General features: G+C 52.7%; 25 protein-coding genes. 10 read left to right on the plus strand and 15 right to left on the minus strand.

Translation table 11 applies throughout. The features are described from left to right. Window positions 1-62 precede the first annotated feature (62 nt). Entirely contained in the window at window positions 63-668 is a 606-nt protein-coding gene (locus BV405_RS06560) for an SCO family protein (protein WP_086480048.1), read from the minus strand. A 151-nt stretch (window positions 669-819) separates the two neighbouring features. Next, a complete protein-coding gene (locus tag BV405_RS06565) occupies window positions 820-1287 on the minus strand; it encodes a hypothetical protein (protein ID WP_086480049.1) in 468 nt (155 codons plus the stop codon). Between the two features lie 328 nt (window positions 1288-1615). Here BV405_RS06565 and BV405_RS06570 point away from each other — a divergent pair, with 328 nt between their 5' ends. Beyond that, entirely contained in the window at window positions 1616-2551 is a 936-nt protein-coding gene (locus BV405_RS06570; RefSeq protein ID WP_086480165.1) for an AEC family transporter, read from the plus strand. Window positions 2552-2592: 41 nt separating this feature from the next. On the opposite strand, the gene BV405_RS06575 is transcribed toward BV405_RS06570, so the two are convergent. The 6 genes from BV405_RS06575 to radC form a co-directional block, all read right to left on the minus strand. Continuing rightward, window positions 2593-3594: a 2-hydroxyacid dehydrogenase gene (locus BV405_RS06575; protein ID WP_086480050.1), complete on the minus strand. Its 1002-nt coding sequence runs from the start codon at window positions 3592-3594 to the stop codon at window positions 2593-2595. Between the two features lie 42 nt (window positions 3595-3636). Further along, entirely contained in the window at window positions 3637-4017 is a 381-nt protein-coding gene (locus BV405_RS06580) for a SirB2 family protein (RefSeq protein WP_086480051.1), read from the minus strand. 94 nt (window positions 4018-4111) lie between these two features. Continuing rightward, window positions 4112-4945, minus strand: a complete 834-nt coding sequence (mutM, locus tag BV405_RS06585; protein ID WP_086480052.1) for a bifunctional DNA-formamidopyrimidine glycosylase/DNA-(apurinic or apyrimidinic site) lyase — start codon at window positions 4943-4945, stop codon at window positions 4112-4114. A gap of 150 nt (window positions 4946-5095) precedes the next feature. Further along, window positions 5096-5251 carry a 50S ribosomal protein L33 gene (gene rpmG, locus BV405_RS06590; protein WP_078320520.1) on the minus strand — a complete coding sequence of 52 codons (156 nt, stop codon included), beginning with the start codon at window positions 5249-5251 and terminating at the stop codon, window positions 5096-5098. Window positions 5252-5274: 23 nt separating this feature from the next. Beyond that, complete coding sequence (gene rpmB, locus BV405_RS06595) at window positions 5275-5511, minus strand: 50S ribosomal protein L28 (protein WP_086480053.1); 237 nt, start codon at window positions 5509-5511, stop codon at window positions 5275-5277. 246 nt (window positions 5512-5757) lie between these two features. Beyond that, window positions 5758-6432: a RadC family protein gene (gene radC / locus BV405_RS06600; protein WP_086480054.1), complete on the minus strand. Its 675-nt coding sequence runs from the start codon at window positions 6430-6432 to the stop codon at window positions 5758-5760. 353 nt (window positions 6433-6785) lie between these two features. Here radC and coaBC point away from each other — a divergent pair, with 353 nt between their 5' ends. From coaBC to BV405_RS06625, 5 genes are all read left to right on the plus strand, one after another. Then, on the plus strand, window positions 6786-8051 hold the full coding sequence (coaBC, locus tag BV405_RS06605) for a bifunctional phosphopantothenoylcysteine decarboxylase/phosphopantothenate--cysteine ligase CoaBC (protein ID WP_086480055.1): 1266 nt from the start codon (window positions 6786-6788) through the stop codon (window positions 8049-8051). Between the two features lie 205 nt (window positions 8052-8256). Next, window positions 8257-8712, plus strand: a complete 456-nt coding sequence (gene dut, locus BV405_RS06610; protein WP_086480056.1) for a dUTP diphosphatase — start codon at window positions 8257-8259, stop codon at window positions 8710-8712. A 221-nt stretch (window positions 8713-8933) separates the two neighbouring features. Beyond that, complete coding sequence (argB, locus tag BV405_RS06615) at window positions 8934-9857, plus strand: acetylglutamate kinase (RefSeq protein WP_086480057.1); 924 nt, start codon at window positions 8934-8936, stop codon at window positions 9855-9857. Between the two features lie 48 nt (window positions 9858-9905). Then, on the plus strand, window positions 9906-10523 hold the full coding sequence (gene slmA / locus BV405_RS06620) for a nucleoid occlusion factor SlmA (RefSeq protein WP_086480058.1): 618 nt from the start codon (window positions 9906-9908) through the stop codon (window positions 10521-10523). Window positions 10524-10552: 29 nt separating this feature from the next. Continuing rightward, entirely contained in the window at window positions 10553-11815 is a 1263-nt protein-coding gene (locus BV405_RS06625; protein ID WP_086480059.1) for a GGDEF domain-containing response regulator, read from the plus strand. A 162-nt stretch (window positions 11816-11977) separates the two neighbouring features. Here the strand turns inward: BV405_RS06625 and BV405_RS06630 are convergent, their stop codons facing one another. From BV405_RS06630 to ftsY, 6 genes are all read right to left on the minus strand, one after another. After that, on the minus strand, window positions 11978-15241 hold the full coding sequence (locus BV405_RS06630; protein WP_086480060.1) for an efflux RND transporter permease subunit: 3264 nt from the start codon (window positions 15239-15241) through the stop codon (window positions 11978-11980). After that, on the minus strand, window positions 15234-16277 hold the full coding sequence (locus BV405_RS06635) for an efflux RND transporter periplasmic adaptor subunit (protein ID WP_086480061.1): 1044 nt from the start codon (window positions 16275-16277) through the stop codon (window positions 15234-15236). The genes BV405_RS06630 and BV405_RS06635 overlap by 8 nt, the downstream gene beginning before the upstream one ends. 491 nt (window positions 16278-16768) lie before the next feature. Next, window positions 16769-17635, minus strand: coding sequence for an RNA polymerase sigma factor RpoH (rpoH, locus tag BV405_RS06640; RefSeq protein WP_086480062.1), 867 nt, complete (start codon window positions 17633-17635; stop codon window positions 16769-16771). Between the two features lie 282 nt (window positions 17636-17917). Continuing rightward, window positions 17918-19033 carry a permease-like cell division protein FtsX gene (ftsX, locus tag BV405_RS06645; RefSeq protein WP_086480063.1) on the minus strand — a complete coding sequence of 372 codons (1116 nt, stop codon included), beginning with the start codon at window positions 19031-19033 and terminating at the stop codon, window positions 17918-17920. Beyond that, a complete protein-coding gene (ftsE, locus tag BV405_RS06650; protein ID WP_086480064.1) occupies window positions 19030-19698 on the minus strand; it encodes a cell division ATP-binding protein FtsE in 669 nt (222 codons plus the stop codon). Before ftsE ends, ftsX begins: the two co-directional genes overlap by 4 nt. Before the next feature lie 116 nt (window positions 19699-19814). Further along, a complete protein-coding gene (gene ftsY / locus BV405_RS06655; RefSeq protein ID WP_086480065.1) occupies window positions 19815-21176 on the minus strand; it encodes a signal recognition particle-docking protein FtsY in 1362 nt (453 codons plus the stop codon). 212 nt (window positions 21177-21388) lie between these two features. Here ftsY and rsmD point away from each other — a divergent pair, with 212 nt between their 5' ends. Beyond that, window positions 21389-22030, plus strand: a complete 642-nt coding sequence (gene rsmD, locus BV405_RS06660; RefSeq protein ID WP_086480066.1) for a 16S rRNA (guanine(966)-N(2))-methyltransferase RsmD — start codon at window positions 21389-21391, stop codon at window positions 22028-22030. A 37-nt stretch (window positions 22031-22067) separates the two neighbouring features. Here rsmD and BV405_RS06665 read toward each other — a convergent pair whose 3' ends face one another. Next, a complete protein-coding gene (locus BV405_RS06665; protein ID WP_176330070.1) occupies window positions 22068-22709 on the minus strand; it encodes a TetR/AcrR family transcriptional regulator in 642 nt (213 codons plus the stop codon). Between the two features lie 459 nt (window positions 22710-23168). Here BV405_RS06665 and coaD point away from each other — a divergent pair, with 459 nt between their 5' ends. The 3 genes from coaD to BV405_RS06680 all read left to right on the plus strand — a co-directional run bounded on the left by coaD (window position 23169) and on the right by BV405_RS06680 (window position 25334). Further along, window positions 23169-23651 (plus strand): pantetheine-phosphate adenylyltransferase, encoded by a 483-nt coding sequence (gene coaD, locus BV405_RS06670; protein ID WP_086480068.1) that lies wholly within the window; start codon window positions 23169-23171, stop codon window positions 23649-23651. 30 nt (window positions 23652-23681) lie between these two features. Then, window positions 23682-23936, plus strand: a complete 255-nt coding sequence (locus tag BV405_RS06675) for a YfhL family 4Fe-4S dicluster ferredoxin (protein WP_086480069.1) — start codon at window positions 23682-23684, stop codon at window positions 23934-23936. Between the two features lie 99 nt (window positions 23937-24035). Beyond that, window positions 24036-25334: an MATE family efflux transporter gene (locus BV405_RS06680; RefSeq protein ID WP_245832257.1), complete on the plus strand. Its 1299-nt coding sequence runs from the start codon at window positions 24036-24038 to the stop codon at window positions 25332-25334. Window position 25335 lies beyond the last annotated feature (1 nt).

The raw sequence follows: 25335 nt of genomic DNA on the forward strand, positions 1-25335 counted from the left end.
TTATTCTCAACCGTTGTTCTTGGTGATTTTTAAGTCTTTTGGACAGTTTTAACCGGTCAGTATCAGTTCAGCTGGCGCTTGAGCGCTTCCAGCAAAGCATCCGGTGAGGCTGAGTGGCTGACGGTTTCTAACACTTCACCCTTGTCATTGGTCAGATAGAAGATCGAGGTATGATCCACGGTGTAGCCCATGGCACTGCCATCGATTTTGGCCTTCTGATAGAAGGCACCGTACTTGCGGGATAGTGCGAGTACCGCTTCCGGGGTATCTGTCAGGCCGACAATCTGCGGGTGGAAGAATTGAGTGTAGTTTTTCAGGTGTTGTAGCGTGTCACGTTCCGGATCGACGCTCACCAAAATGCCCTGTAGCTTGGCCAGTTGCTCTTCCGGCAGCTGTTTAAAGGCGTGAGCCATCACCGACAAAGAGGTCGGACAAACATCCGGGCATTGTGTGTAACCAAAATAGATGACGTTCAGTTTGCCTGGGCGGGCGCTGAGGGTAAAAGGGCCGTCAGCGGATTGCAGGGTAAAATCCCCGCCAATCTGCATCACCTTGGCGGCATTTTTCATCTGGGACTTCTGGTACATCTCCATACCGGCTACCAGTGCAACAACCGGCAGCAGCATGATAAAGGCTTTGAAGAAGTGCTTTTTAAAACTGTCGAGCATAAGTCTGTTCCATGGTTTGAGGCTAATCCTGATCGTTAGCCACTTACCTTAAAGGATTCCTGAAATTTACGGCAGAGCTTTTGTGCTGTTTTAAGGCGACGGTTTGATTAAGAGTTTCATCAGCCGGAAAAGTTGCTCATGATGTGAATGGCTACATCTGCAGCACATCAAAATCAAACCAGATCTGTTCAGAGCCTGATGCTGTTTCAAGCTCTACGCGGCCCCGCCAGGGCATTACTTTTTCGGTACAGACACTGATGGTGCCGTTAACCGCCAGAGTATTGTCGCCGACTGAAGGACGCAGGGTGTACTGATGAATGCCCATGTACATGGAGCGCCCGGTCAGGGCGAGCTGAGCAGACGTCAGGCGCAGATTGTCGGCCATAATCCGGAACTCAACGGGTTTCAGTGCCAGTACCGGCCACGGAGAGACCGAAAGACGCACGGAATCCCCGCTGCTTAATGTTACGGTGCAGCTTCCTTGTTCCATAACACAGCCGGGCATCTGGTTTTCGTCGATATCCATCAGGGCGTTCAGATGATTAGCCAGATAGATCAGCATCACCAGCAAAGCGGCGATGGTCAGCGTCCAGAGAAATTTAAGTTGTTTGGTCGACATAGGTAACGCTTACGCCCATGGAAAAGGAGTTCGGTAAAAGTCAGTTGTTATTCTATGGCCGTTACAGGACAGGCCGATGCCACTGATTGCGAATGGCTCAAGTCTAACGAAATTCCCGCTGAAAACCGTGTGACCAATTGCCGCATATTTGTCGCATCGGAAGCGAAAGTGTTGGTATGTTGAGCCGGATCAAGAAAGCGTCGGATATATGTTTGGTGCTGACTGACCTTAGTTCGGAAGCTGTCTGCTTGGTCTTATTGCAGGCCTTAGGTAGACTGCGCCTTCGTCAGAAATGCCACTTTTGGCAGACGTTCAGAAAGAGGTTTTTATGTTGATTCTTGATGCATTGGTTCCGGTTTTTATGGTGATTATGGCCGGTACCCTGCTGCATATTTTTCGGTTTCCCGGCGGGGATTTCTGGCCCTTAGTCGAGCGCTTTACTTATTTCTTTCTCTTTCCGGTGATGCTGGTCAGTAAGATGGCTAATGCCCGGATCGATCAAGTCGCGGTGGATAAGGTCGCCATGGCAATTGTCGGGCTGCTGATTGCGATGACCGCACTGGTAGTCGTGCTGAAACCTTTGCTGACAAAATCAGGTCCTGCCTTTACCTCGGTTTATCAGGGCGGGCTACGCTTCAATACCTATGTGGTTCTGGCAGCGGCAGAGGCGCTTTATGGCGAAGCCGGACTGACCATAGCCGCAGTTGCTATGGCCATTATGATTCCGCTGATCAATGTGTTCTGTGTCTGCATCTTTGCCGTTTATGTGGGGCAGAGTGGCAGTGGTGTTGGCGCAACGATTAGAGCGATTGCGAAAAATCCGCTTATTGTCGGCTGTGTGCTGGGAATGGCATTGAACGTGACAGGAATTGGTCTTCCGGGCTGGAGTGCGGCGGCTTTCAATATCGTCAGTAACGCGGCGCTGCCGTTGGGTCTTTTGGCGGTTGGCTTTGCCCTGAATCTGAAGGCGGTGAAGGAAGCATCCTGGCCCTTGATCTCGTCCAGTCTGATCAAGCTTTTTATTATGCCGGTAGTGGCGACCCTGATCGGCTTTGCCGTTGGACTGAGCGAGCTTGAGATAGCCGTTCTGCTGCTGTTCGCGGCTATGCCAACGGCAACCTCATCTTATATTCTTGCCCGTCAGCTGGGCGGACATGCCCCCCTGATGGCTGCGATCACCACTGCGCAGACCTTACTGGCGATGGTGACGCTACCCATTGTGCTTCAGCTGCTGCCATCCAGTCTGGCTCCGCTTTTTAACTGAGCCGGCTGGTTAACTAAGCCGACTAACGAGTGCAGAGGTTTCTAGCTGATTGAGTGGGTCAGCTCGTTGTCACAGGGCTGACCGCTTTTCAGGCAATCCAGATTGCCCAGAGTTACCGCTGCAATCTGGGTCAGGGCTTCCTCGGTAAAGAAGCCCTGATGGCCGGTAATCAGCACATTCGGGAAACTCTGCAGACGCTCGAACAGCTCATCATCGATGATTTCACCGGAGTGGTCATGGAAGAAGAGCTGGCTTTCCTGCTCATACACATCTAAACCTAGGGCTCTCACCTTACGGCTTTTCAGTCCGGCAATCAGGGCGCGGGTATCCACTAAGCCGCCCCGGCTGGTGTTAATCAGCATCACGCCGTCTTTCATCAGGCTGATCGCCTGTTCGTCGATCAGGTGGTGACTCTCTTCGCTCAGGGGGCAGTGCAGGCTGATGATATCGGATTGCTGATAAAGCTCATCCAGTTCCACATAGCGGCCGCCCAGAGCAAGAAAATCAGGGTTCGGGTAGGGATCGTGTGCAATCAAATTACAGCCAAAACCCTTGATGATTTTGGCGGTAGCCAGACCTATCTGACCGGTGCCGATCAGACCGAAAGTTTTGCCGTGCAGGTTAAAACCCAGTAAGCCATTCAACGTGAAGTTGCTTTCCCGTACCCGGTTATAGGCGCGATGGGTTTTGCGGTTCAGGGTGAGAATCAGTGCCAGGGTATGTTCGGCAACAGCTTCCGGGGAGTAGGCGGGAACACGAACCACCGGCAGACCGAGTGCTTTGGCCGCCAGCAGATCTACGTTGTTGAATCCTGCGCAGCGCAGGGCTATAAAACGCACGCCGACTGCTTTCAGCTTCTCCAGTACCGGAGCGCTCAGGTCGTCATTGACAAAGGCACAGACGGCATCAAAGCCCTTGCAGAGTTCGGCGTTGGTTTCATTCAGTAGCTGATCAAAGTAGTTCAGCTCGTAGCCATGCCTGCCGTTTTCCTGCTCCAGAAACTGTTTGTCGTAGGGTTGGGCGCTGAAAACGGCAATACGCATGGCGTGTGTTCCTTAATAGTGTTGGATGTACTCCGGGCTGAATCAGGCCAGCCAGGACAAAGCATTATGGCGAATCGCCACGCCAACAATATAAGCGATTACAGCGAAGGCTGCGACCAGAGCGATCACGCGAGTGCCTTTGGTTTTACCGCGTTTCAGGGCGATAGTACCCAGCACGATATAGGCGATCAGGCCCAGCAGTTTGGCGGTTAGCCAGCCGTCTGCAAACGGATACTGGTGGATCTGAAACATCAGGCCGATGGCGCTGACCAGCAGCAGGGTATCGATAATATGGGGAACGATTTTTACCCAGCGTTTCTGCAGTTTGTCGGAATCCAGCAGCATCCAGATTCCGCGCAGGGTGAAAAGACCAAGGCTCAGGGCAACAGTTAGCAGGTGAATGTGTTTAAACGCAGCGTACATGGTGGTTCCTTTCTGAAATAGTGAATAACAGGTTCAGGTGCTTATCATGGTTTTGGTGATCGCGTGATGCGCTCAGATTGTCAGAGCAGTTGTGTCAGCCTTTAAGAGGCTGGCACTTCGGGCAGAAAACACTGCTGCGGTTGTTCTGACGAATCTCCTTCAGTTCGGTTTTGCAATGCAGGCATTCTGACCCTGCACGGCCGTAGACGTTCAGCTGTTGAGCGAAATAACCGGGTTTGCCATCACCGCCGACAAAGTCTTTCAGGGTAGTGCCGCCCTGTTCGATGGAGCGCTGCAACACATGTTTGATGTTGTCTGTCAGCTTTTTCAGCTGTGCCGGTTTAATCGTGCCGGCTGCCTGTTGCGGATGAACACCAGACAGGAAAAGAGCTTCATTGGCGTAGATGTTACCTACGCCTACGACGACCTTACTGTCCATGATCAGGCTTTTGATAGCGGTTTTGCGTTTGCCGCAGCGCTTGGCCAGATAGTCGGCGGTAAAATCATCAGACAGGGGTTCAGGCCCCAGATGCGCGATCAGTTTATGGTTTTCGATCGGCTCTTCGGTCCAGAGAATCGCCCCGAAACGTCTTGGGTCGTGATAGCGCAAGGTATCGCCGCTTTCCATGATGATGTCGACATGATCATGTTTGTTAGCACTTTCATGGCTGGTGTCTGCCAGCAAAACCCTGAGGCTACCGGACATGCCGAGGTGAATCATCAGGGTGCCGCGATCAAAGCCGAACAACAGGTACTTTCCTCTGCGTTCAACCTGGCGGATGCTTTTACCGCAGATCTTCTTATCCAGATCACCGGGGACCGGCCAGCGTAGTGAGGGCTGTCGAACGATCAGCTGTTTAACGGTCTGATTCAGGCAGTAGGGGCTGACACCTTTGCGGGTGGTTTCGACTTCCGGTAATTCAGGCATGACATGCTTCTCTCGGGATCAGAGTACCCGGTTCAGACTCCGGGGAATGAATAATGATATCGGCGGGAAATAATAACCCAGTTAAAGAGTGGGTTATTATGCAGGCATAAAAAAACCCGGACAAGCCGGGTTTTTTCAGAAGAAAAAATCTTATTTGATTTTAGCTTCTTTGTACATAACGTGCTTACGTACAACTGGATCGAATTTTTTCATTTCCAGTTTGTCTGGCGTAGTACGCTTGTTTTTGTCTGTGGTATAGAAGTGACCAGTACCAGCAGACGATACCATTCTGATTTTATCACGCATGATTAATCTCCTTTATTCAGTGCTTACAGCTTAACGCCGCGCGCACGAATGTCAGCCAGTACCTTTTCGATACCTTGCTTATCGATGATGCGCATGCCTTTAGCAGATACGCGCAGTTTCACAAAACGCTTCTCGGCTTCAACCCAGAAACGGTGCGTGTGAAGGTTAGGAGTAAAACGACGACGCGTTTTGTTTTGTGCGTGTGATACGTTATTTCCGGTTACAGGACGCTTCCCGGTAACCTGGCAAACTTTGGACATTTTCTAGCCTCCAGCCGCTAGCTAGGCGTCTTAACTATTCAAGAAACCTGGGGGGAATCAGCGAATCAGCCGGAACAATCGGCGCCCTGCTTCAACCCATCAATTTAAAGGCGCACTGTTATATCAGAATGCCCACTAGCTGACAAGTTTTATGTGGTTTTGCGGCCTTTTTTCTGCTCTTTTTAATGAAAACGACAAAAAGTCTGTTCTAAAAAGGCAAAAAGTCAGCCAGAAGGGGCACATTATCTACATCAGGCCGCGTTGAGCAAGCGAAACCGTGTCTCCGTTACCAATAATAAAGTGATCCAGTACCCGTACTTCAATCAGATTCAATGCCTGAGTCAGTTTATGGGTGATGCGTTCATCGGATTGGCTGGGTTCGGCGATCCCAGAGGGATGATTATGGGCGAAAATAACGGCAGCTGCGTTATGAGCCAGGGCCCGTTTCACAACCTCTCTGGGATAGACGCTGGCGCTGTCGATGGTGCCTCGGAACAAAGGCTCAAAAGCCAGAACCTGATGCTGGTTATCCATAAAGAGGCAGGCGAACACCTCGTGGGGTTCATGACGCAGCTGAGTGATTAGGTAGTGTTCGGCCAGTTCCGGGCTGGTCAGAGCCTCGCCGCTTTCAAGTCGCGCCATCAGATGACGCTTGCCCATCTCAAGCACCGCCTGTAGCTGGACATACTTTGCCGGGCCAAGACCGTTGTGCCGGCAGAAGGTTTTCAGATCGGCTTCCAACAGTGCTCTTAAGCCATCAAAGCCGGATAACAGCTCGCGGGCTAATTCGACTGCGTTTTTACCGGGGATACCGGTACGAAGAAAGATTGCCAGTAATTCGGCGTCGCTGAGTGCCTGCGCACCCTGTCGGAGCAGCTTTTCTCTTGGGCGCTCCTGTTCCGGCCAGTCCTTAAGACTCATGGTCACCTCCCTGATGACATGCTGATCGTTGATACAGCACCCTACTTATAAAAAATCCTTGTAGGGTTTCATAGTTGCCGTTGGAGAGCGTTTAAGCAAGTCACAATGCTATGTGTTGCTTGTGCGGTGCTAGCTTGCTTGTGCGGTGCTTGCTTGCTTGTTCGGTGCTAGGTTGTTTGTGCAGTGCTGAGGCTGTCTTGTAGCGGATTTAAGCCACTAAGCTCAGAGCTGACGCTAACGGGCGTGCATGCTATCTTGTGGCGCTCAGATTTTATGTGCTTCTTTATTTAACCGGTTTCGCTGTTTGATGACTTCAGGCGGGGGCGGGCTTATCTACCGAGGGTGTGTCTATCATGTTGGCTAAGGTTCGTATTCTGCTAGGAATCAGTGGCGGTATCGCTGCTTATAAATCTGCTGAACTGACCCGTTTGCTGATTAAAGCCGGTGCTGAGGTTCGCGTGGTGATGACCGAGGGCGCACAGGCTTTTATCACGCCGCTGACGTTTCAGGCGCTGTCCGGCAACCCGGTGCACACCCATCTGCTTGATCCGGAAGCGGAAGCGGGCATGGGGCATATCGAGCTGGCCAAGTGGGCGGATCTGATTGTGATCGCACCGGCCAGTGCCGATGTAATGGCGCGCCTGACAGCAGGTATGGCGGATGACTTGCTGACGACCCTGTGTCTGGCTACTGAGGCGAAGGTGTTGCTGGCTCCGGCGATGAATCAGGCGATGTGGCGGCATCCGGCGACACAGCGCAATGCTCAGCAGCTGGAGGCCTATGGCTATCAGCTGTTAGGTCCGGATCAGGGTGAGCAGGCCTGTGGTGATGTGGGGCCGGGGCGTATGCTGGAACCGGAAGCGCTGGCCGCTCTGATACATCAGGCTGCGGAAGAAAAAAACGGGTTGGCAAATATCGCGGATCAGCAGGTAGCAAGCCTGAGGGGCTTGCTGGCGGGTAAAACCGTTACCATCACGGCAGGGCCGACCCGTGAAGCGGTTGATCCGGTGCGTTATATCAGTAATCACAGCTCCGGCAAGATGGGCTTTGCATTGGCAGAGGCCGCTTTAAACGCAGGTGCTAAGGTGAATCTGATTGCCGGGCCTGTGCAGATTAAAGCGCCTGAAGGGGTCGATCTGATCCCGGTGCAAAGCGCGCGGGAGATGCTGGATGCCAGCCTGTCGGTGATAGCTTCAACCGATATCTTTATCGCTGCCGCCGCTGTCGCTGATTATCGTCCGGCCAGTGCTGCTGATCAGAAGATGAAAAAGCAGCCGGGGCAAAATGATCTGGTGCTGCATCTGGTACAAAATCCTGACATCGTCGCCACGGTGGCCAAACATGAAGAACGTCCTTTCACCGTGGGTTTTGCGGCCGAAACGCAGGATGTTGAAGCCTACGCTGCCGATAAGCTGGTGCGAAAAAATCTGGATATGATTATTGCCAATGATGTTTCCCGTACCGACATCGGCTTTAACAGTGATCAGAACGCTGTCACCTTGCTTTGGCAGGAGGATGGAGCCTTGGTCTCTGAAAGCCCCGAGCAGGCGGCTAAGCAGGATCTGGCGCAGGATCTGGTACGTTGCATCGCCAGCCGTTTTCATCAGGAAAAGCACTGATGATGCAGAAGTTTAACAAGCAGTTGGCGCTGAAATCGTTATAATACTCAGCCATTATCCGACGGCGTTTTAAAATAAGACCGGCGGTGCTTTAAGGTAAGGCATCGCCCTGTTTTGATGCAGCTTTCTGAGTCAGTCTGCATCAGAAACAGACAGGTTTCGCCGGTTACTATTCCCTAATTTTCTGAAAGAGCACGGTTATCCGATGAGTACACTCGACGTAAAAATCCTCAACCCTAAAATTGGTAACGAGCTGCCACTGCCGCACTATGCTACAGAAGGCTCAGCGGGTATGGATCTGCGCGCGTGTATCGATGAACCTGTGACACTGCAGCCGGGTGAAACCCAGCTGATCGGCACAGGTCTTGCGATTCATATCGGTGATCCGGGTCTTGCGGGTGTGATTCTACCCCGTTCCGGTCTGGGCCATAAGCACGGTATCGTGTTGGGCAATCTGGTTGGTCTGATCGACTCTGACTATCAGGGTGAGCTGATGATCTCCTGTTGGAACCGTGGTCAGACCGCTTTCACGCTGGAACCCGGTGAGCGACTGGCGCAGTATGTGCTGGTGCCTGTGGTACAGGCGAAACTGAATATCGTTGATGACTTTGAAGCCAGTGATCGTGGTGCCGGTGGTTTCGGCCATTCAGGTCGACAATAAGAGCCAGCCGTCGATCAATACTGGCTGTCGATCAAGACCGGTCACCAGAAACAATCTGGCAACCGGTAAGAGAAAGAATCCGATGAAGTATTCTGCTCCGGATGGGCCGAATACTCGTGACACAAAAGAAAAAAATAAAGGCATGAACCCGACCCTATAGTTTCATCCCGGGGTTCAGCCCATCAGCCAAGATAATAACCAAGAGGTATGCAGGTACTCCCATGAGCGACAACAAACGCGCCGAATCTGCGGCTAATACAGAACACGCCATCGAAGTGGTAAAAGTTCTTAGTGAGGCTCTGCCTTATATCCAGCGCTTTTCCGGCAAAACCATCGTGATCAAGTATGGCGGCAACGCTATGACTGATGAAGCACTTAAGGCTTCATTTGCCCGCGATATGGTGCTGATGAAAGAGGTTGGTATCAACCCGGTTGTTGTTCATGGCGGTGGCCCTCAGATTGGTGAGCTGCTGGAAAAACTGAAGATCGAATCCCGTTTTGTAAACGGCATGCGTGTTACCGACGAAGAAACCATGGACGTTGTTGAGATGGTTCTGGGTGGTCTGGTAAACAAAGAGATCGTCAGTCTGATCAATCAGGCCGGTGGTAAGGCTGTGGGGCTGACCGGTAAAGATGGTGGTCTGATTCAGGCAACCAAACTGAAAGTAACTCATAAAACCCCCGAGATGACTGCGCCGGAAATTATCGATATCGGTCATGTGGGCGAAGTGGCTGAAGTACAGACCGATGTGGTTGATATGCTGGTTCAGCGCGACTTTATCCCGGTTATCGCACCGATTGGTGTTGATGAACAAGGGCGCTCCTACAACATCAACGCTGACCTGGTTGCCGGTAAAGTGGCTGAAGCTCTGGGTGCAGAAAAATTAATGCTGCTCACAAACATCGCCGGTCTGCTGGATAAAAACGGTGATATCCTGACCGGCCTGAGCACCACTCAGGTTGATGAGCTGATCGAAGATGGCACCATCTACGGTGGCATGCTGCCAAAAATTGGCTGTGCCCTGAGCGCTGTGAAACATGGCGTGGTAAGCTCACATATCATTGACGGCCGGGTTCCTCATGCGACCCTGCTGGAGATCTTCACCGATGCCGGGGTGGGAACACTCATCACCAATCAGGATTGATGATCGGGCAAAGGATTTGACAGAAAAGCTGGGAAAACTGGAAAGACCATGACGCAGGATAGTAATCAGAAGCACACAAAATCATCTCGCCGGGAGCAGATTCTGCAGGCATTAGTTCAGATGCTGGAGAACAACCCCGGTGCCAGGATCACGACATCTAATCTGGCGAAAGAGGTTGGCTTATCTGAAGCTGCGTTGTATCGCCACTTTGCCAGCAAAGCCAAGATGTTCGAAGGTCTGATCGAGTTTATTGAAGATGCGGTATTCAGTCGTGTGAACCGCATTCTTCAGGATGAGCCTCAGGCGATCTATCGCTGCGAACATCTGCTGACACTGGTGCTGGCGTTTGCTGACCGCAACCCGGGGCTGTGCCGTATTCTGACCGGCGAAGCTCTGGTGGGCGAAAACGAGCGTCTGCGCAGTCGTGTTTCTCAGTTCTACGAGCGACTGGAAACCCAGCTGAAGCAGATCCTGCGTGAAGCTGAGATCCGTGATCAGATGAAAACCCGTATGCCTGTGCCGGTAACGTCTCAGCTGCTACTCTCAATAGTGGAAGGGCGTATTCAGCAATATGCCCGCACCGGACGCTCTCCGGTAGAGAACTGGCCTGAGCAATGGGCTTTCCTTGCCAGCGATCTGATGACGCCGGTTGCTGTCGGAGTATGACCCCAAGGGTTTAATAATAAGGCTGGACTATGCCCCTGAAAAATCGCCTGTTGATCGCTGACAACTCCATCTTCTTCCGGGATGTACTCGCTCAGGCTCTGATGAGTCAGGTTAAGGGGCTTCAGGTTGATTCAGTTAAAACCTGCAGTGAAGCCGAAGCTCTTCTGGCGGAAAATTCTCAGGAATATATGGCGGTGATCAGTGGTCTGGTACTGGAGGATGCACCCCCCGGTGCCATGCTGGATCTGGCGGCTGAGAATAAGATTCCCGCCATCGCTCTGACCAGCTCTCTGGATAGCGAAACCCGACAGTCTGTGATGGACCGGGACGTTATCGACTACTTCTTTAAAGATCAGGATGGGCTGGAGGATGTGATCTCTCTGGTGAAGCGTCTGATCTCCAACCGCAAGCACAAGGTGCTGGTGGTCGATGATTCCACTACCTACTGCGCGTATCTCAAGGTGTTGCTGCAACGACAGCACTATCAGGTGATTCTGGCGACAACCGGCGAACAGGCGGTAGATATTCTCGCCAGCCGTGATGATATCTCCATGGTGATGATGGATTACCAGCTGCCGGGGATGAGTGGCTATGATGTGATCCGCCGTATCCGCAAGCAGTACAACTCAACTGAGCTGCCAATTATCGGCATCTCCGGCCAGATCGATCAGCAGATTCCTGCTCAGATCCTCAAATGCGGTGCCAATGACTTTATGTACAAAGGCTTCACCGTGGAGGAATTCTACAGCCGCATCAACAATATGATGGATCTGCTGTTGAGCGTGCGTGAGCTTAAAGATGCGGCCTATAAAGACTTCCTCACCGGCATGCCGAACCGCCAGTACTTCTATCCGACAGCCGACGGCCTGATTGCTCAGGCCGAAGAAAAGTCGCTGGAGCTTGGTCTTGTGATGATGGATATCGACTTCTTTAAGAAAGTAAACGATACCTATGGTCACAGTGCCGGTGATGAGGTGCTGAAAGCGGTTGCTGAGTGCATTCGCAATGAAAGCCAGAGCGATACCCTGATGGCACGTTTGGGTGGTGAAGAGTTCTGTCTGCTGACGCAGGGGGTTTCCGGGAGTGACCTGCTGGCGCGTATGGAAACACTGCGAACTGTGATCGAGAATACCGAGGTGGCCTTGCCGGATGAAGCCCTCAAAGTCACGCTGAGTATGGGCGTTTGTATGCGAAGTGATCAGAACCTTGAAGCCCTGATGGAACAGGCGGATCAGGCGTTGTATGCCGCCAAAGAGAATGGCCGCAACCGGGTTGAGCTTTATCAGTCTTAGGTTGAGCTTTAATAGCCTTATCTGCCGGAACGCTTCTGGCGATCTAATGACTTAACTGGCCTGAAAAGCTTTTCCACCCAATCAGAACGAAAAACGCCGCAGGGTTTTAACCGCTGCGGCGTTTTTGTTTTTGGCTTTTGCCCGGCTCAGGCCTGGCTGCCTTTATGCTTTGTTAACGGTCTGATCCAGATCCTTAATGCGCTGTGGTGCAAAAGCGTAGTACATCACAGGAATAACGATCAGGGTCAGCAGAGTTGATACTGTCAGACCGAAGATCAGAGCGATCGCCAGACCATTGAAGATAGGATCGTCCAGAATAAAGAGCGCGCCTATCATCGCCGCCAGAGCGGTCAGGATAATCGGCTTGGCACGAACCGCACCGGACTGAATTACCGCTTCTTCAAAGGACATACCTTCTTCCAGCTGCTGGTTGATAAAGTCCACCAGCAGGATGGAGTTACGCACGATAATGCCTGCCAGAGCGATCATGCCGATCATGGAGGTTGCCGTGAACTGAGCGCCCATCAGAGCATGCCCCGGCATGACACCAATCACCGTCAGTGGGATCGGGGTCATAATGATCAGAGGTACACGGTAGGAGCGGAACTGAGCCACCACTAACATGTAGATCAGGATCATACCGACACCGTAAGCGATGCCCATATCGCGGAATGTCTCGTAAGTGACCTGCCACTCACCATCCCATTTCACCGACGGCACCAGCGGCCATTCCGGCTGCTGAATAAAGAACTGCTCCAGCGGGGTATCTTTAAACAGCGGCTCATCACCCAGCTGACCGATCAGGTCGAACATACCGTACAGAGGACTGTCCAGATCACCGGCCATATCTGCAGTCACGAAGGTCACCGGCAGCAGGTCTTTGTGATAGATGGTTTTCTCCCACTGGGCATCCACCAGGTTCACCACTTCAGACAGGGCAACCAGTTCTCCACTCATGCTGCGCACTTTCAGAGTCATAAACTGCAGCAGATTACTTTTATCCGCTTCGTTCAGCTCCAGACGAATTGGCAGCGCATACTTCTGGTGGCTCTCATGCAGGTAGCTGATATCTTCGCCACCCAGTGCTGCTGTGATCGCCGATACAATGCTCGCTTGCGGCACGCCCAGCAGAGATGCTTTCTGACGATCCACCTGCAGCAGGTATTTCTTAGCTGGCGCTTCGATCATGTCATCGACATCAACAATGCCTTCGGTCTGCTCCAGACGGGCTCGCAGTGCTTTAGCGGTCTCTGTCATCGCTTCCTGATTCGGACCGTAAACCTCAGCCACAATCGGAGCGATTACCGGTGGTCCCGGTGGTACTTCAACAACTTTAACATTGGCGTTGTAACGCTGGCCGATCTCCTGCAGAGGGGCGCGCATCGCCAGAGCGATCTCATGGCTCTTACGGTCACGCTCACCTTTATCGACAAAGTTCACCTGAATATCACCGGAGTGCGGATCAGCACGCAGGTAATACTGGCGCACCAGGCCGTTAAAGTTGATCGGTGCAGCTGTGCCCGCGTAGGTCTGATAATGAGTTACTTCAGGAATGGTCTGCAGATATTCACCCAGCTCCAGCAGTACCCGCTGGGTCTGCTCAACCGGAGTACCTTCCGGCATATCCACAATCACCTGAACTTCCGACTTGTTATCAAACGGCAGCATTTTCAGTACCACGGCCAGTGTCGCCGGCAGTGCTACTGAGGCCATCATCAGAGCAACGATACCGGCACCCAGCGCCATACGCTTCTTACGACCCTGCTTGCCACCCAGGAACGGGCCAACCATCTTACGGAAGAAGGCCTGCATTTTCGGGCTGGTGACATCGTGCTCGGTTTCCGCACAGTGTTCCTGCTCCTCATGCTTCAGTAGCTTGAAGGCTAACCATGGCGTTACCACAAAGGCGATCACCAGAGAGATCAGCATGCCCATACTGGCGTTGATCGGGATCGGGCTCATGTACGGGCCCATCAGGCCGGTCACAAAAGCCATCGGCATCAGGGCTGCGATTACGGTGAAGGTTGCCAGAATCGTCGGGCCGCCCACCTCATCAACCGCCAGTGGGATCGCTTCGCGCATCGACTTGCCGCCCATGCTCAGGTGTCGGTGGATGTTCTCCACCACCACGATGGCATCGTCCACCAGAATGCCGATGGAGAAGATCAGCGCGAACAGGGATACCCGGTTCAGGGTGAAGCCGTAAGCCCAGGAAGCGAACAGGGTAATCATCAGAGTGATGACAATCGCCAGCCCCACAATCAGCGCCTGACGGAAACCCAGAGCTGCCAGCACCAGCACCACAACCGCACCAGTGGCAAAGATCAGCTTGGAGATCAGGGTGTTGGATTTGCTGTTCGCGGTTTCACCATAGTCACGGGTGACGGTCAGATGAACGCCTTCCGGAATGGCAACGCTCTCCAGCTGTGCAATACGCTTATTTACATTCTGAGTGATGTCGATAGCGTTCTGTCCCGGCTGCTTGGCAATCGCCATCGTTACCGCAGGGTAAAGACCGGTTTTGCCTTGCTCGGAGAACGCAGGACCTGTGCCCATAAAGACACTTTGCTCTGGGATATCCGCACTCAGAGTGACATCGGCAACATCTTCCAGATAAACCGGCGCACCTTTATTCAGGCCGACGACCAGACGCTTAACATCCTCAACCGTGGACAGGAAATCACCCGCCTGTACCGGAATAACGGTGTTATTGCGGATGATTTTGGTTTCAGCTCCTGTGGTATTGCCGGATTGCAGCGCGTTACGCAGGTCATCCAGGCTGATGTTAAAGCCGGACAGACGAGCCGGATCCAGAGTAACCTGAACCGTGGTATCCGGACCGCCCAGGGTATAGATATCCCGGGTGCCTTTAACACGCTTCAGCTCAACTTCCAGATTGTGGGCGATCTTCTTCAGCTCGTGGCTGCCGATCTGATCATCGTCTGACCAGAGTGTCAGCGACATAATAGGTACGTCGTCGATGCCCATCGGCTTGATCAGGGGCTGACCCACACCCAGATTCGGTGGCAGCCAGTCCATATTGGAGAACACCTGATTGTACAGGCGCACAATCGCCTGCTGACGGGTGATGCCCACTTCGAATTGAACAGTCAGTACCGACATGCCAGCACGGGAAACCGACATGGTGTGTTCGACACCTTCGATCTCACTCAGCACCTGCTCGGCAGGTGTCGATACCAGCTGCTCAACCTCAACGGGAGAAGCGCCGGAGAAGGGGATAAAGACGTTGGCAAAGGTCACATCGATCTGAGGCTCTTCCTCTTTCGGTGTGATCAGAATGGCCAGCAGACCCAGCAACATACCGACAATCGCCAGCAGCGGTGTAATCTCGGTCGTCTGGAAGGCCTTTGCTGTACGCCCTGAGATGCCCAGGGGCTTGTGCTCAGGAGCCTGATTATCATGCATCTTGTTCAACCCTCGCGGCATTGATCAGTTTCAGGGCTTCATTGGGATCCAGAGCGACTTTGTCACCGGTCTGCAGTCCTGAAAGAATCTCGATTTCACCATTGGTTTCGTAGCCGGTACGTACCTGACGCAGGCGAGGTTTGTCCTGACTGTCCAGTACATAAACCGCGCGTAGCTCGCTACGGGTGACCAGTGCCGATACCGGAATGGTCAGTGCTTCGCCGGTCTGGATTGGCAGAGATACCTTAACCATCATGCCGGGATACAGACCTGCCTGAAGTTCCGGCAGATGAACCCGCACTTTAAAGTTATGGGTCTGGGCATCGGCGTAAGGGAAGATGGTCAGCTCTTTCGCCGGTACGGTTTTACCGTTTGGCAGCGCAACTTCAGCCAGCTGGTGCTGACGTACAGTCGCCGCATAGCGTTGTGGCAGATTGATATTCACCCGCATCTGATCCAGATCGATACCGGACATCAGGGGAGAACCGGGGGCAACCACTTCGCCAATTTCAACAAAACGCTGGGTCACCACGCCACCGTATGGGGCGATCACCTTGGTGTAAGAAACCTGTTTTTCTGCTTCTTTCAGGGCTGCACGGGCGCGGCGATAGGTCGCTTTGGAAGCATCCAGTTGGTTTTTCGCCTGATCGTACTGAGCTTTAGATGCCAGCTCTTTACGATAGATCTCATCGATGCGGTTGAAAGCCTGTTCAGCATCACGCAGGTTTGCCAGAGCGGCACGGGCTGCGGCCTGAGCCTGCTCCAGACGAGCTTGCTGTTCAGTGTCGCTGATCTCAACAATGACAGAGCCGGGTTTAACCTTATCGTCCACGTCGTAGTAGATCGCGGTTACCGTACCAGCGGTTTGCGCGGCAACGGTACTTTGGCGAACGGCTTCAACGATGCCATCGAGTTTGATCGACTGGCTGACAGCTTTGGGCTGCAGGGTGACTGTCTCCAGCGCGTGAGCGGGCAGAGAAAGTGTCCCGAGCAGACAGAGGGCTGAAAGCCAGGGTTTGAGTTGATGATTGGACATGAATCGTTCTCCTGCTAAGCCCGCATCTGACGGGGCCTAAAATTAGATTTTCTGTATATTAGCTTAACCTAATTATATAGGCAAATATGAGATAGCTTTTCCCGATAAAGTTTTCAGGTGGAAAAGACAGATGAGGAGTATGGCGGATATCTGTGAACAGAGTGTTATCGGTCTGCCGCTCCCTGTGCTGTCAAATCCCTCCCTGATTGTGTTTGTTGTATGGGCTGTCTGTCTGTGTTGAATGCATGGATAAGTGCCGCAAAATAGATGCGGGACTAAAAGAGGTATCACTTCGAGTGTAACGGAAAATACGGTGCTTGCTAGTTAAGAGCAGGTAGATAGAAAACGGTGTGTATTGAAAGCGAGTATCGGTAGAAAGGATAGCGAGTAGAGAAAGTGAAAGAAGAGAAAGAGAGTGAAGGTTGTCAGGTCAGGCAGCAGCAACAAAAAAGGCTGCCGAAGCAGCCTTTTTAGCAAACAGGGTCAGAAGATCAGGCTTCAGCCACTTCTTCCATCAGTTTGCGGACTTTGTTCATGGCATTCTTTTCCAGCTGGCGGATACGCTCAGCAGACACACCATAAACATCTGCCAGCTCGTGCAGAGTGGCTTTGTCATCGGTCAGCCAGCGCTGTTGCAGAATCGCCTGACTACGCTCGTCCAGCTGCGACATCGCATACTGAAGGCGTGAAGAAGCATCTGCAGCCCAGTTGGCATCTTCCAGCTCGGTGGCCGGATTATAACGATGATCTTCCAGATAATAGGCCGGTGCCTGATATGCGGAATCGTCGTCATCGTCGCTGTAACCATCAAAGGCGGCATCGTGGGCGCTTAAACGACTTTCCATCTGGCGAACGGTCTGAGGTTTAACGTCCAGATCTTTGGCAATGGCTTCAACTTCACCATTGTTCAGCCAGCCGAGGCCTTTTTTCGCACTGCGCAGATTAAAGAACAGCTTTCGCTGAGCTTTAGTGGTCGCAACTTTAACGATGCGCCAGTTACGCAGTACGTATTCGTGAATCTCTGCTTTGATCCAGTGTACCGCGAAGGACACCAGGCGAACGCCGACATTGGGATCAAAGCGTTTAACCGCTTTCATCAGGCCAACATTACCTTCCTGAATCAGATCTGCCTGAGGCAGACCATAGCCGGAATAGCTCTTGGCGATATGCACCACGAAACGCAGGTGCGACATAACCAGCTGACGTGCAGCCTCAAGATCACCCTCTTCATGCAGTTGGCGGGCGAGTTGCTGCTCGCGCTCAACAGAAAGAACAGGGATGCTGTTAGCAATCTGAATATAAGCGTTTAGGTCCTGGCCAGGGGACAGGTGGTCAACGGTTTGCAGGCTAGTATTCATATTACCTCGAAGAAGCAGCTATTTATTACCCAAGGGACAAGAGAGTCTGTTCGGTTAATATTTACTGATCTTTGTGATTTGTGGCTAAGCCAAAAGTTCAATCAGGGGATTAATATAAAATCTCCTGCATATTTTGCAAGCCTCAGATGACAGTCCGGTGTAACAGGAGACTGTTTTAATTGATCATGAAGCCTTCGGTGATCATCTTACTGTATTTCCCTGAGTTCGGATCAGCCGGCTGCAAAGCTCTGAGCTGACCCGAAACAAGGAAGCAAGGCGGGTTTAGCGGGGTTCTATTTCACCCAGGTGACGACCTACCGCGACCCAGGCACCCAGCCAGCCCAGAAGGGTGCCGGAAAGGATCAGCAGAATCGAATCGGACATGCCCAGCCCTACCAGCTCAAAGCTGCTGGAATAAACACTGGCCAGAGCACGAACAGGGCCCGCCAGCCAGATCAGGCTCAGGTTGATAATCATCCAGGCCATCACACCACCGCCTAAGCCATACCAGATACCGGTATAGAGGAAGGGGCGACGGACAAAAGCATTGGTGCCGCCAACGAGTTTGACGATCACGATCTCATCTCGACGGTTTTCAATGGCAAGCCGGATGGTGTTACCCACTACCAGCAGCACCGCAATACCCAGCAGAACCGCCAGTGCGCTAACGGCACGTTGAGCCAGCTCCATGATGTAGTAAAGGCGTTTCACCCAAGCCAGATCCAGCTGGGCTTCATCAACTTCTTTCAGGCTTTGCAGCTCATTCAGCAGCTCTTCCTGCTGATTGACCTGCCCTGCTGCCGGACGAACCACCAGTACGCTGGGCAGCGGGTTGCCATCCAGATAATCCAGTGCTTCACCGAAACCGGAGAACTCTTTGAATTCCCCTAGTGCCTGCTCACGGGAAATATACTGCACTGAGGCGATATCATCCCGCTGGCGCAATCTGTCGGCGAGGGATTCGGCTTCCTGCTCTGAAGTTTCTATCTTCAGAAACAGAGACATCTGGGCTGCGCCGTCCCAGTTGCTGGTTACCAGCTGGGCGTTATTCAGGAAGATATAAAGACTGGCGGGGAGTGCCAGTGCGATCGCCAGAACCGCCCAGGTCATCAGGCTGGCAAACGGTGTCTTCAGCACACGCCACAGACTGTCGGTGGCCATCAGGCGATGGTGGCGCAACCAGCTGCTCATCTTATGGTTGGTTTCAACCTTGTGCTCACTGGCACCTTCAGAACCCGGGCGTTTAGCTGGCGCTTTGCGTGGTTCAGCGCTGCGACCGGCAGGAGATGTTTTTGGTGCAATTGGGGTAACGCCACGACGCGCACCCTGTAGCGGGGTTGCACCGCTTGCACCGCGAGGCGATGCGCCACGGTTGTGGGGCTTTCCTACCTGACTCATAGCATACCTCCGTCAGTCACCAGCTGGCCGTCACTCAGTGTCAGAACCCTGTGACCCATACGGGCGATCAGGCTCAGATCGTGACTGGCAATCAGTACGGTTACGCCCACTTCGTTGAATTGCTCGAACAGGTGCATAATTTCAGCAGAGAGCTGGGGGTCAAGGTTACCGGTTGGCTCATCCGCCAAGAGAAGGGCGGGTTTGTTAACAACAGCACGGGCGATGCCCACACGCTGCTGCTCACCACCGGACAGCATAATCGGGTTAAGTTTCTCTTTCTTCAGCAGACCGACCTTGTCGAGCGCGGCCCGTACACGTCGTCCGATATCAGCCGGATCAGCGCCTTCAATCATCAGCGGCAGCGCCACGTTGTCGAATACAGAGCGGTCAAACAACAGCTGGTGATTCTGAAAAACCACGCCGATGTTACGGCGCAGGTAAGGCACCTGACCGTTACCCATGCGGGAGAGGTTCTGGCCGTTCACAAATACCTGACCCTGAGTGGCTTTCTCCATCCGCATGATCAGCTTCAAAAGGGTACTTTTACCCGCACCGGAGTGACCGGTGAGAAAGCACATCTCGCCTTTTTCGACGGACAGATTGAGTTGTTTGAGGGCTTCATGCCCGTTCTCGTAGCGTTTACTGACGTTATCGAAGCGGATCATGGCATCCTGCGTTGAAAGTTCGGGGAGGCTCTTGAGCGGTCAGAACAGAGAGGCTCAGGCTCCGGGTTGAATCAAAAGGGTTGCCACGCAGCCCGAAGGCTGCGGGAAGCTCAGCCTTAGCTGTCGTTCTGATCGAACAGGGCTTTTGTGAACTGGTCGGCATCAAACGGGCGCAGATCATCAACCTGCTCGCCAACGCCGATAAAGCGGATCGGAATCTGCATCTGTTGCGCCAGAGCGAATACGATACCGCCCTTTGCAGTGCCATCCAGCTTGGTCAGTGTGATACCGGTCAGGCCGACTGCTTCGTCAAACAGGTTTGCCTGAGACAGGGCATTCTGACCTGTGCCTGCATCCACCACCAGCATGGTTTCGTGAGGAGCGGAGTCATCCAGCTTTTTCATCACGCGGGTGACTTTCTTCAGCTCTTCCATCAGATTGCTCTTGTTCTGCAGACGACCTGCTGTATCGGCAATCAGCACATCCACGTTACGGGCTTTAGCGGCCTGAATAGCATCGAAAATAACGGACGCAGAGTCAGCACCTGTGTGCTGGGCGATCACGGGTACGCTGTTACGCTCACCCCAAACCTGCAGCTGTTCTACCGCTGCGGCACGGAAAGTATCACCGGCGGCCAGCATGACGCTTTTGCCTTCCTGCTGGAATTTCTTCGCCAGCTTACCGATGGTGGTGGTTTTACCCACACCGTTTACGCCCACCATCAGGATTACGTATGGGGTTTTCTGTTCGTCGATCACCAGCGGCTTGTTGGAGGGCTCCAGCATAGCGCGCAGCTCTTCCTGAAGGGCTTCGTACAAGGCCTGAGCATCAGTCAGCTGTTTGCGGGAAACTTTATCGGTCAGGCGGTCGATGATCTGAGAGGTAGCTTCTACGCCGATATCTGCAACCAGCAGCTGGGTTTCGATCTCTTCCAGCAGATCCTCATCGATCTGTTTCTTACCCAGAAACAGGCTCGCAAGACCTTCGCTCAGATTGGCGCGGGTGCGACCCAGACCCTGTTTGATACGGCCAAAGAAACCCACTTTTTCAGGTTTTGCTTCTGGCTGCTTTTCAGAAGGGCTGGTTTCAGCAGGGCTGCTTGCAGCTACTGGAGCTGGTTCCTCGGCTGGAGCTTCAGCTGTTTCTGAAGTCGTTTCAGCCTTGGTTTCAGCTTCTGTTTCAACTTTTGTTTCAACAACAGGGGATTCAGCAACAGGTTCAACAGATGCCGCAGGCTCTGCTTCTTCAGCTGGCGCAGGGGGTTCCTGAGCTGTTTCTGATACGGTTTCAGCATCCTGCTGGGCAGTGGCATCGGATGCCGGTGTTTCAGCACTGACTTCCTGAGTCTGTACGCTGTCTGCCTGAGAAAGGGGGGCTTCGCTGGCCTCGGTTTCGGCAGCGTTGGTCTCCGGAGTCTGTTCCAGAGGTGCATCCGGTTGCTCCGGCTGCTTCTTGTTACGCTTGAAGAATCCAAACATGGGATAAATTCTGTCTCTTTAGCACGGAAAATGGCAGGTGATGCCCTGCCTCTTATGGCGCACTATCCTACCACTTGTCGCCCACGGGGGGTACAATCCACGGCGCTTTGCGCGCTATCTTTTGTGATGAAACGCCTTTCTTGATGAGGTAGCGCATTTATTGTCTGTGCAAAGCCCCAAGTCGATTAACCCCTGAGTTTTGGAAAGCCCTCATGCCGAGATCCCGTCGCCCTTCATCCCGCCCTTCTGCCGGTAAAGCTACCGGACGAGCCAATGCACCGGCAGCATCAGCCGGACGGAATCAGCTGCGTATCATTGCCGGTGAGTGGCGGGGGCGTAAGTTGCCTTTTCCTGATGGTGAAGGTTTACGACCAACAGGGGATCGTATGCGGGAAACCCTGTTCAACTGGCTGAGTTTTGATCTCTATGGCCGTCGGGTGCTGGATCTGTTTGCCGGTAGTGGTGCGCTGGGGCTTGAGGCGTTATCCCGTGGCGCTAAAAGTGGGGTGTTTCTGGATAACCATCCGGGGGTTGTCCGCCAGATGCGGGAAAACCTGACAACGCTGAAATGCCAGCAGGCAGAGGTTTTTCAGGGCGAGGCGTTAAGCTGGATCGCAAGTCATGAGGATGTGTTTGATCTGATCTTCCTCGATCCGCCGTTCGGCAAAGGCTTGTTAGGCCCGGTTTGTCAGCAGCTGGAAGCAGAAAAACGCCTTTCCGATGGTGCGCTCATCTATCTGGAGGCGGAAAAAGGTTTTGATTTCGCAGAGATTCCAGCGGGATGGCAGCTGGAAAAAGAGAAGAAAGCGGGGCAGGTGATCTGCCGCCTCTACCGGAGAGCAGAGGCGGCATAAGCGAACCGTCAGCAGCTGTTTAAAGGCTGCTGATCGATCAGGCTGCGTTGGGGCCGTAAGTGGCCAGCAGTTCCTGAGTCTCTTCGCGGGTTGCTTCAGTCAGGTAAGGCATCTCCAGATAGGTCATCTGGTAGATCACCTGGTTCAGCTGCTCGCGGGTCAGTTCATCTTCCGGAACACCCAGTGCGGTGCGCAGGTAGGTGGTCCAGCTGGTTACCAGAATCCAGATGTTCAGCGCCAGAGGCTTAATCTGATCTTCCGGAATAGCCATAAAGCCGCACTCGCACATTCTGCGATAGACCATCTCGGTACTGCGGATGCCCTGAGTGGCAAAAGCCTGATAGCGTTCTTTCAGCTCGGCATCATTAGCGAGCATGCCCACCAGATCGCGGTGCATAAAACGGTATGCCCAGATCAGATCCAGCAGTTTGTCGGTTAGCTGGGCTCGGTCTTCCAGTGTGATATCACGGTCAGCAGGCAGTTCGAACAGGTTGGCAACAGCCTTTTCATACTGATCAAAGATGCGCGCAATAATGTCGGACTTATTACGGTAGTGATAATAGAGGTTGCCCGGCGAAATCTTGATATGGGCAGCAATGTGGTTGGTTGTTATAGAGCGCTCTCCGTGGAGATTAAACAGCTCTAAAGAAGCCTGAACAATTTTGTCTTTTGTTTTCACGGTCAATTCTCGGGGATCGCTTTTTTTATCATGCTGAGTTCAGTATCGGCAGTGGCTTCCCGTCTTCTGAATGGACAGGTAAGTCTGCGCTCTGATTATCTGCGGCATTTCTACCTTCAGTCTGCATTAAGCTGTTGAAGAAAGAATTGTCCGAGAACACAGCAAATTCGGCCTTTGCAGATTATATTACTGTCGTAACAGTGTCTGTGAATATAGCACCATTAGAGTAATAAATCTGTTTCGCCAATTGGGTATATTCGGCCTGCTTTTAGCTGTCATAATCCGGCAACAGCATCAGGGCAGCCTGTGATGTCCTTAAAAAGTGTGATGCTATTACAGCTAATCGCTTTTGGCTGCTTTAAATTAGCTATAACCTTATAGCGAGAGAAGTTTGTACCGGTGAGGCAATTTGTTTACCATTCTGCCTCTCCAAAATCCGCGCATAATCAGGAAAATGCGATGACGACGGTAGTTTATCCCGGAACGTTTGACCCTATTACCAACGGTCACACCGATTTGGTAGAGCGTGCCAGCAGGATTTTTGACAAAGTGGTTGTGGCTATAGCCGCCAGCCCTCGCAAAAAGCCTTTATTGCCTCTGGAGCAGCGCGTTGCGCTGGCTGAGTCTGTTTTGTCTCAGTACAGCAATGTCGTGGTTTGTGGTTTTGACTGCCTGTTGACCGAATTTCTGGAACAACAGCAGGCTCGCGTTATTATTCGCGGGCTGCGTGCAGTATCTGATTTTGAGTATGAGTTGCAGCTTGCCAACCTGAACCGGGCGATGTCTCCCGATGTGGAGAGTATTTTCCTGACCCCGGAAGAGCGTAATTCATTCATCTCATCGACTCTGGTGAGAGAGATTGCCTGCCTGAATGGCGATGTCAGTAAGTTTGTACATCCGACCGTCGATCAGGCCCTGAAAGAACACTTTAAAAACGACTAAGCAAGATAGCTTTTTGATGAGGTAAGCGTTATGGCTTTGATGATTACCGACGAATGCATCAACTGTGATGTATGTGAACCAGAATGTCCGAATGGTGCAATCTCTCAGGGTGACGAGATCTATGAGATCGATCCTAACCTGTGTACTGAGTGTGTTGGTCACTATGACGAGCCTCAGTGTGTTCTGGTTTGCCCGGTAGAATGTATTCCGGAAAACCCTGAGCACGTTGAGTCTAAGGACGAACTGATGGAAAAATACAAAATTATCCAGGCGTCTCTGGGTTAATTTCTGTTTTTTCTCAGAAAAAATGCAGCACTCAGGTGCTGCATTTTTTTTGCCTGGGATTTGTAGCTCTTCTGTCCGAATCAGTCTGCCGGAGTTGTTGTGACCTTGCCGCCGCTTTATAAACAGATCTTCGCGCTTTCCCTGCCGATCATTATCTCCAACATTAGCGTACCCTTGCTGGGGCTGGTGGATACTGCCGTTGTCGGTCATCTGAATGATGCGGCGTATCTGGCTGGCGTTACGCTGGGAGCAACACTGTTCAGTTTTCTGTTCTGGGGTTTTGGCTTTTTGCGCATGGGAACAACCGGTGCTGTTTCTCAGGCAGCGGGGGGAGAAGACTGGTCAGCGGTGATTCGCCTGCTGCAACAGGGTGTGTTGATGGCGTTGGCTATCGCGCTGGTCTTACTGCTGTTTCAGGGCTGGCTGGTTCCGCAGGGGCTGGCATTGCTGGCGGAACCCGGTGCGGCGAGAGATCAGGCGGCCCTCTATGCCGGTGTGCGTATCTGGTCAGCACCGGCAGTGCTGATCAACTATGTGTTGATGGGTTGGTTTCTGGCGCAGAAGAACAGCCGTTTTGCTCTGCAGATGCTCTTGCTCGGTAATGGTATCAATATCCTGCTGGATCTGGTGTTTGTGGTCATATTGGGCTGGCAGGTACAGGGTGTTGCCTTTGCTTCCCTGATTGCGGATTACAGTGTTCTGGTAGTCGGAGGCTGGCTGGCGCTTAAACGTATCCGCCAGTTGCAGTCGCGCTGGCAATGGCAGCCCTGGGTGGCAAAAGAGCTTAAAGCCCTGTTCCGGGTCAATCATCAGCTGATGGTGCGCACCTGGTTGCTGTTGGGCAGTATGGCGTACTTTACCTCCCGGGGAGCGGCCTTTGGCAGTGAGACGCTGGCAGCCAATGCGATTCTGATGCAGTTGATTATGATGGCGTCCTACGCGCTGGATGGCTACGCCTATGCTGCTGAAGCTTTGGTGGGACAGGCGGAAGGTGCTAAAGATGTTCGTCTTCGTAACCGGATCGTCTCGGCGGGAGCGGTAATGAGCGGGTTGAGCGTTGGTCTGATCAGTCTGCTCTATCTGTTGTGGGGCGATTATCTGATCGCTTTGCTAACGGATCTGCCGGAAGTGAAGCAGTTGGCGGAAGGCTATCTGCTTTGGGCGGTGCTGATTCCCCTGTTAGCTGCGGGCAGCTATCTGCTGGATGGGGTTTATATCGGACTGATGCGCAGCGATGTGATGCGTAACGGTATGCTGATCGCCTTTGCGGCATTTCTTCTCGCCGAGGCGCTGTTATCCGGTTTAGGCAATCAGGGGCTCTGGCTGGCCTTTGCCTGCTTTATGTTGCTGCGCTCACTAGTGATGGCGTTGCACTATTTCTTTCGGCTTCGCGATTAGA

The organism is Oceanospirillum sanctuarii (assembly GCF_002150805.1).
Taxonomy (GTDB): Bacteria; Pseudomonadota; Gammaproteobacteria; order Pseudomonadales; family Halomonadaceae; genus Oceanospirillum; species Oceanospirillum sanctuarii.

Excerpts from the sequence above, each read along its gene's own strand:
- BV405_RS06560 (WP_086480048.1), bottom strand. The coding sequence starts at position 668 with ATGCTCGACAGTTTTAAAAAGCACTTCTTCAAAGCCTTTATCATGCTG.
- BV405_RS06565 (WP_086480049.1), bottom strand. The coding sequence starts at position 1,287 with ATGTCGACCAAACAACTTAAATTTCTCTGGACGCTGACCATCGCCGCT.
- BV405_RS06570 (WP_086480165.1), top strand. The coding sequence starts at position 1,616 with ATGTTGATTCTTGATGCATTGGTTCCGGTTTTTATGGTGATTATGGCC.
- BV405_RS06575 (WP_086480050.1), bottom strand. The coding sequence starts at position 3,594 with ATGCGTATTGCCGTTTTCAGCGCCCAACCCTACGACAAACAGTTTCTG.
- BV405_RS06580 (WP_086480051.1), bottom strand. The coding sequence starts at position 4,017 with ATGTACGCTGCGTTTAAACACATTCACCTGCTAACTGTTGCCCTGAGC.
- mutM (WP_086480052.1), bottom strand. The coding sequence starts at position 4,945 with ATGCCTGAATTACCGGAAGTCGAAACCACCCGCAAAGGTGTCAGCCCC.
- rpmG (WP_078320520.1), bottom strand. The coding sequence starts at position 5,251 with ATGCGTGATAAAATCAGAATGGTATCGTCTGCTGGTACTGGTCACTTC.
- rpmB (WP_086480053.1), bottom strand. The coding sequence starts at position 5,511 with ATGTCCAAAGTTTGCCAGGTTACCGGGAAGCGTCCTGTAACCGGAAAT.
- radC (WP_086480054.1), bottom strand. The coding sequence starts at position 6,432 with ATGAGTCTTAAGGACTGGCCGGAACAGGAGCGCCCAAGAGAAAAGCTG.
- coaBC (WP_086480055.1), top strand. The coding sequence starts at position 6,786 with ATGTTGGCTAAGGTTCGTATTCTGCTAGGAATCAGTGGCGGTATCGCT.
- dut (WP_086480056.1), top strand. The coding sequence starts at position 8,257 with ATGAGTACACTCGACGTAAAAATCCTCAACCCTAAAATTGGTAACGAG.
- argB (WP_086480057.1), top strand. The coding sequence starts at position 8,934 with ATGAGCGACAACAAACGCGCCGAATCTGCGGCTAATACAGAACACGCC.
- slmA (WP_086480058.1), top strand. The coding sequence starts at position 9,906 with ATGACGCAGGATAGTAATCAGAAGCACACAAAATCATCTCGCCGGGAG.
- BV405_RS06625 (WP_086480059.1), top strand. The coding sequence starts at position 10,553 with ATGCCCCTGAAAAATCGCCTGTTGATCGCTGACAACTCCATCTTCTTC.
- BV405_RS06630 (WP_086480060.1), bottom strand. The coding sequence starts at position 15,241 with ATGCATGATAATCAGGCTCCTGAGCACAAGCCCCTGGGCATCTCAGGG.
- BV405_RS06635 (WP_086480061.1), bottom strand. The coding sequence starts at position 16,277 with ATGTCCAATCATCAACTCAAACCCTGGCTTTCAGCCCTCTGTCTGCTC.
- rpoH (WP_086480062.1), bottom strand. The coding sequence starts at position 17,635 with ATGAATACTAGCCTGCAAACCGTTGACCACCTGTCCCCTGGCCAGGAC.
- ftsX (WP_086480063.1), bottom strand. The coding sequence starts at position 19,033 with ATGAGTCAGGTAGGAAAGCCCCACAACCGTGGCGCATCGCCTCGCGGT.
- ftsE (WP_086480064.1), bottom strand. The coding sequence starts at position 19,698 with ATGATCCGCTTCGATAACGTCAGTAAACGCTACGAGAACGGGCATGAA.
- ftsY (WP_086480065.1), bottom strand. The coding sequence starts at position 21,176 with ATGTTTGGATTCTTCAAGCGTAACAAGAAGCAGCCGGAGCAACCGGAT.
- rsmD (WP_086480066.1), top strand. The coding sequence starts at position 21,389 with ATGCCGAGATCCCGTCGCCCTTCATCCCGCCCTTCTGCCGGTAAAGCT.
- coaD (WP_086480068.1), top strand. The coding sequence starts at position 23,169 with ATGACGACGGTAGTTTATCCCGGAACGTTTGACCCTATTACCAACGGT.
- BV405_RS06675 (WP_086480069.1), top strand. The coding sequence starts at position 23,682 with ATGGCTTTGATGATTACCGACGAATGCATCAACTGTGATGTATGTGAA.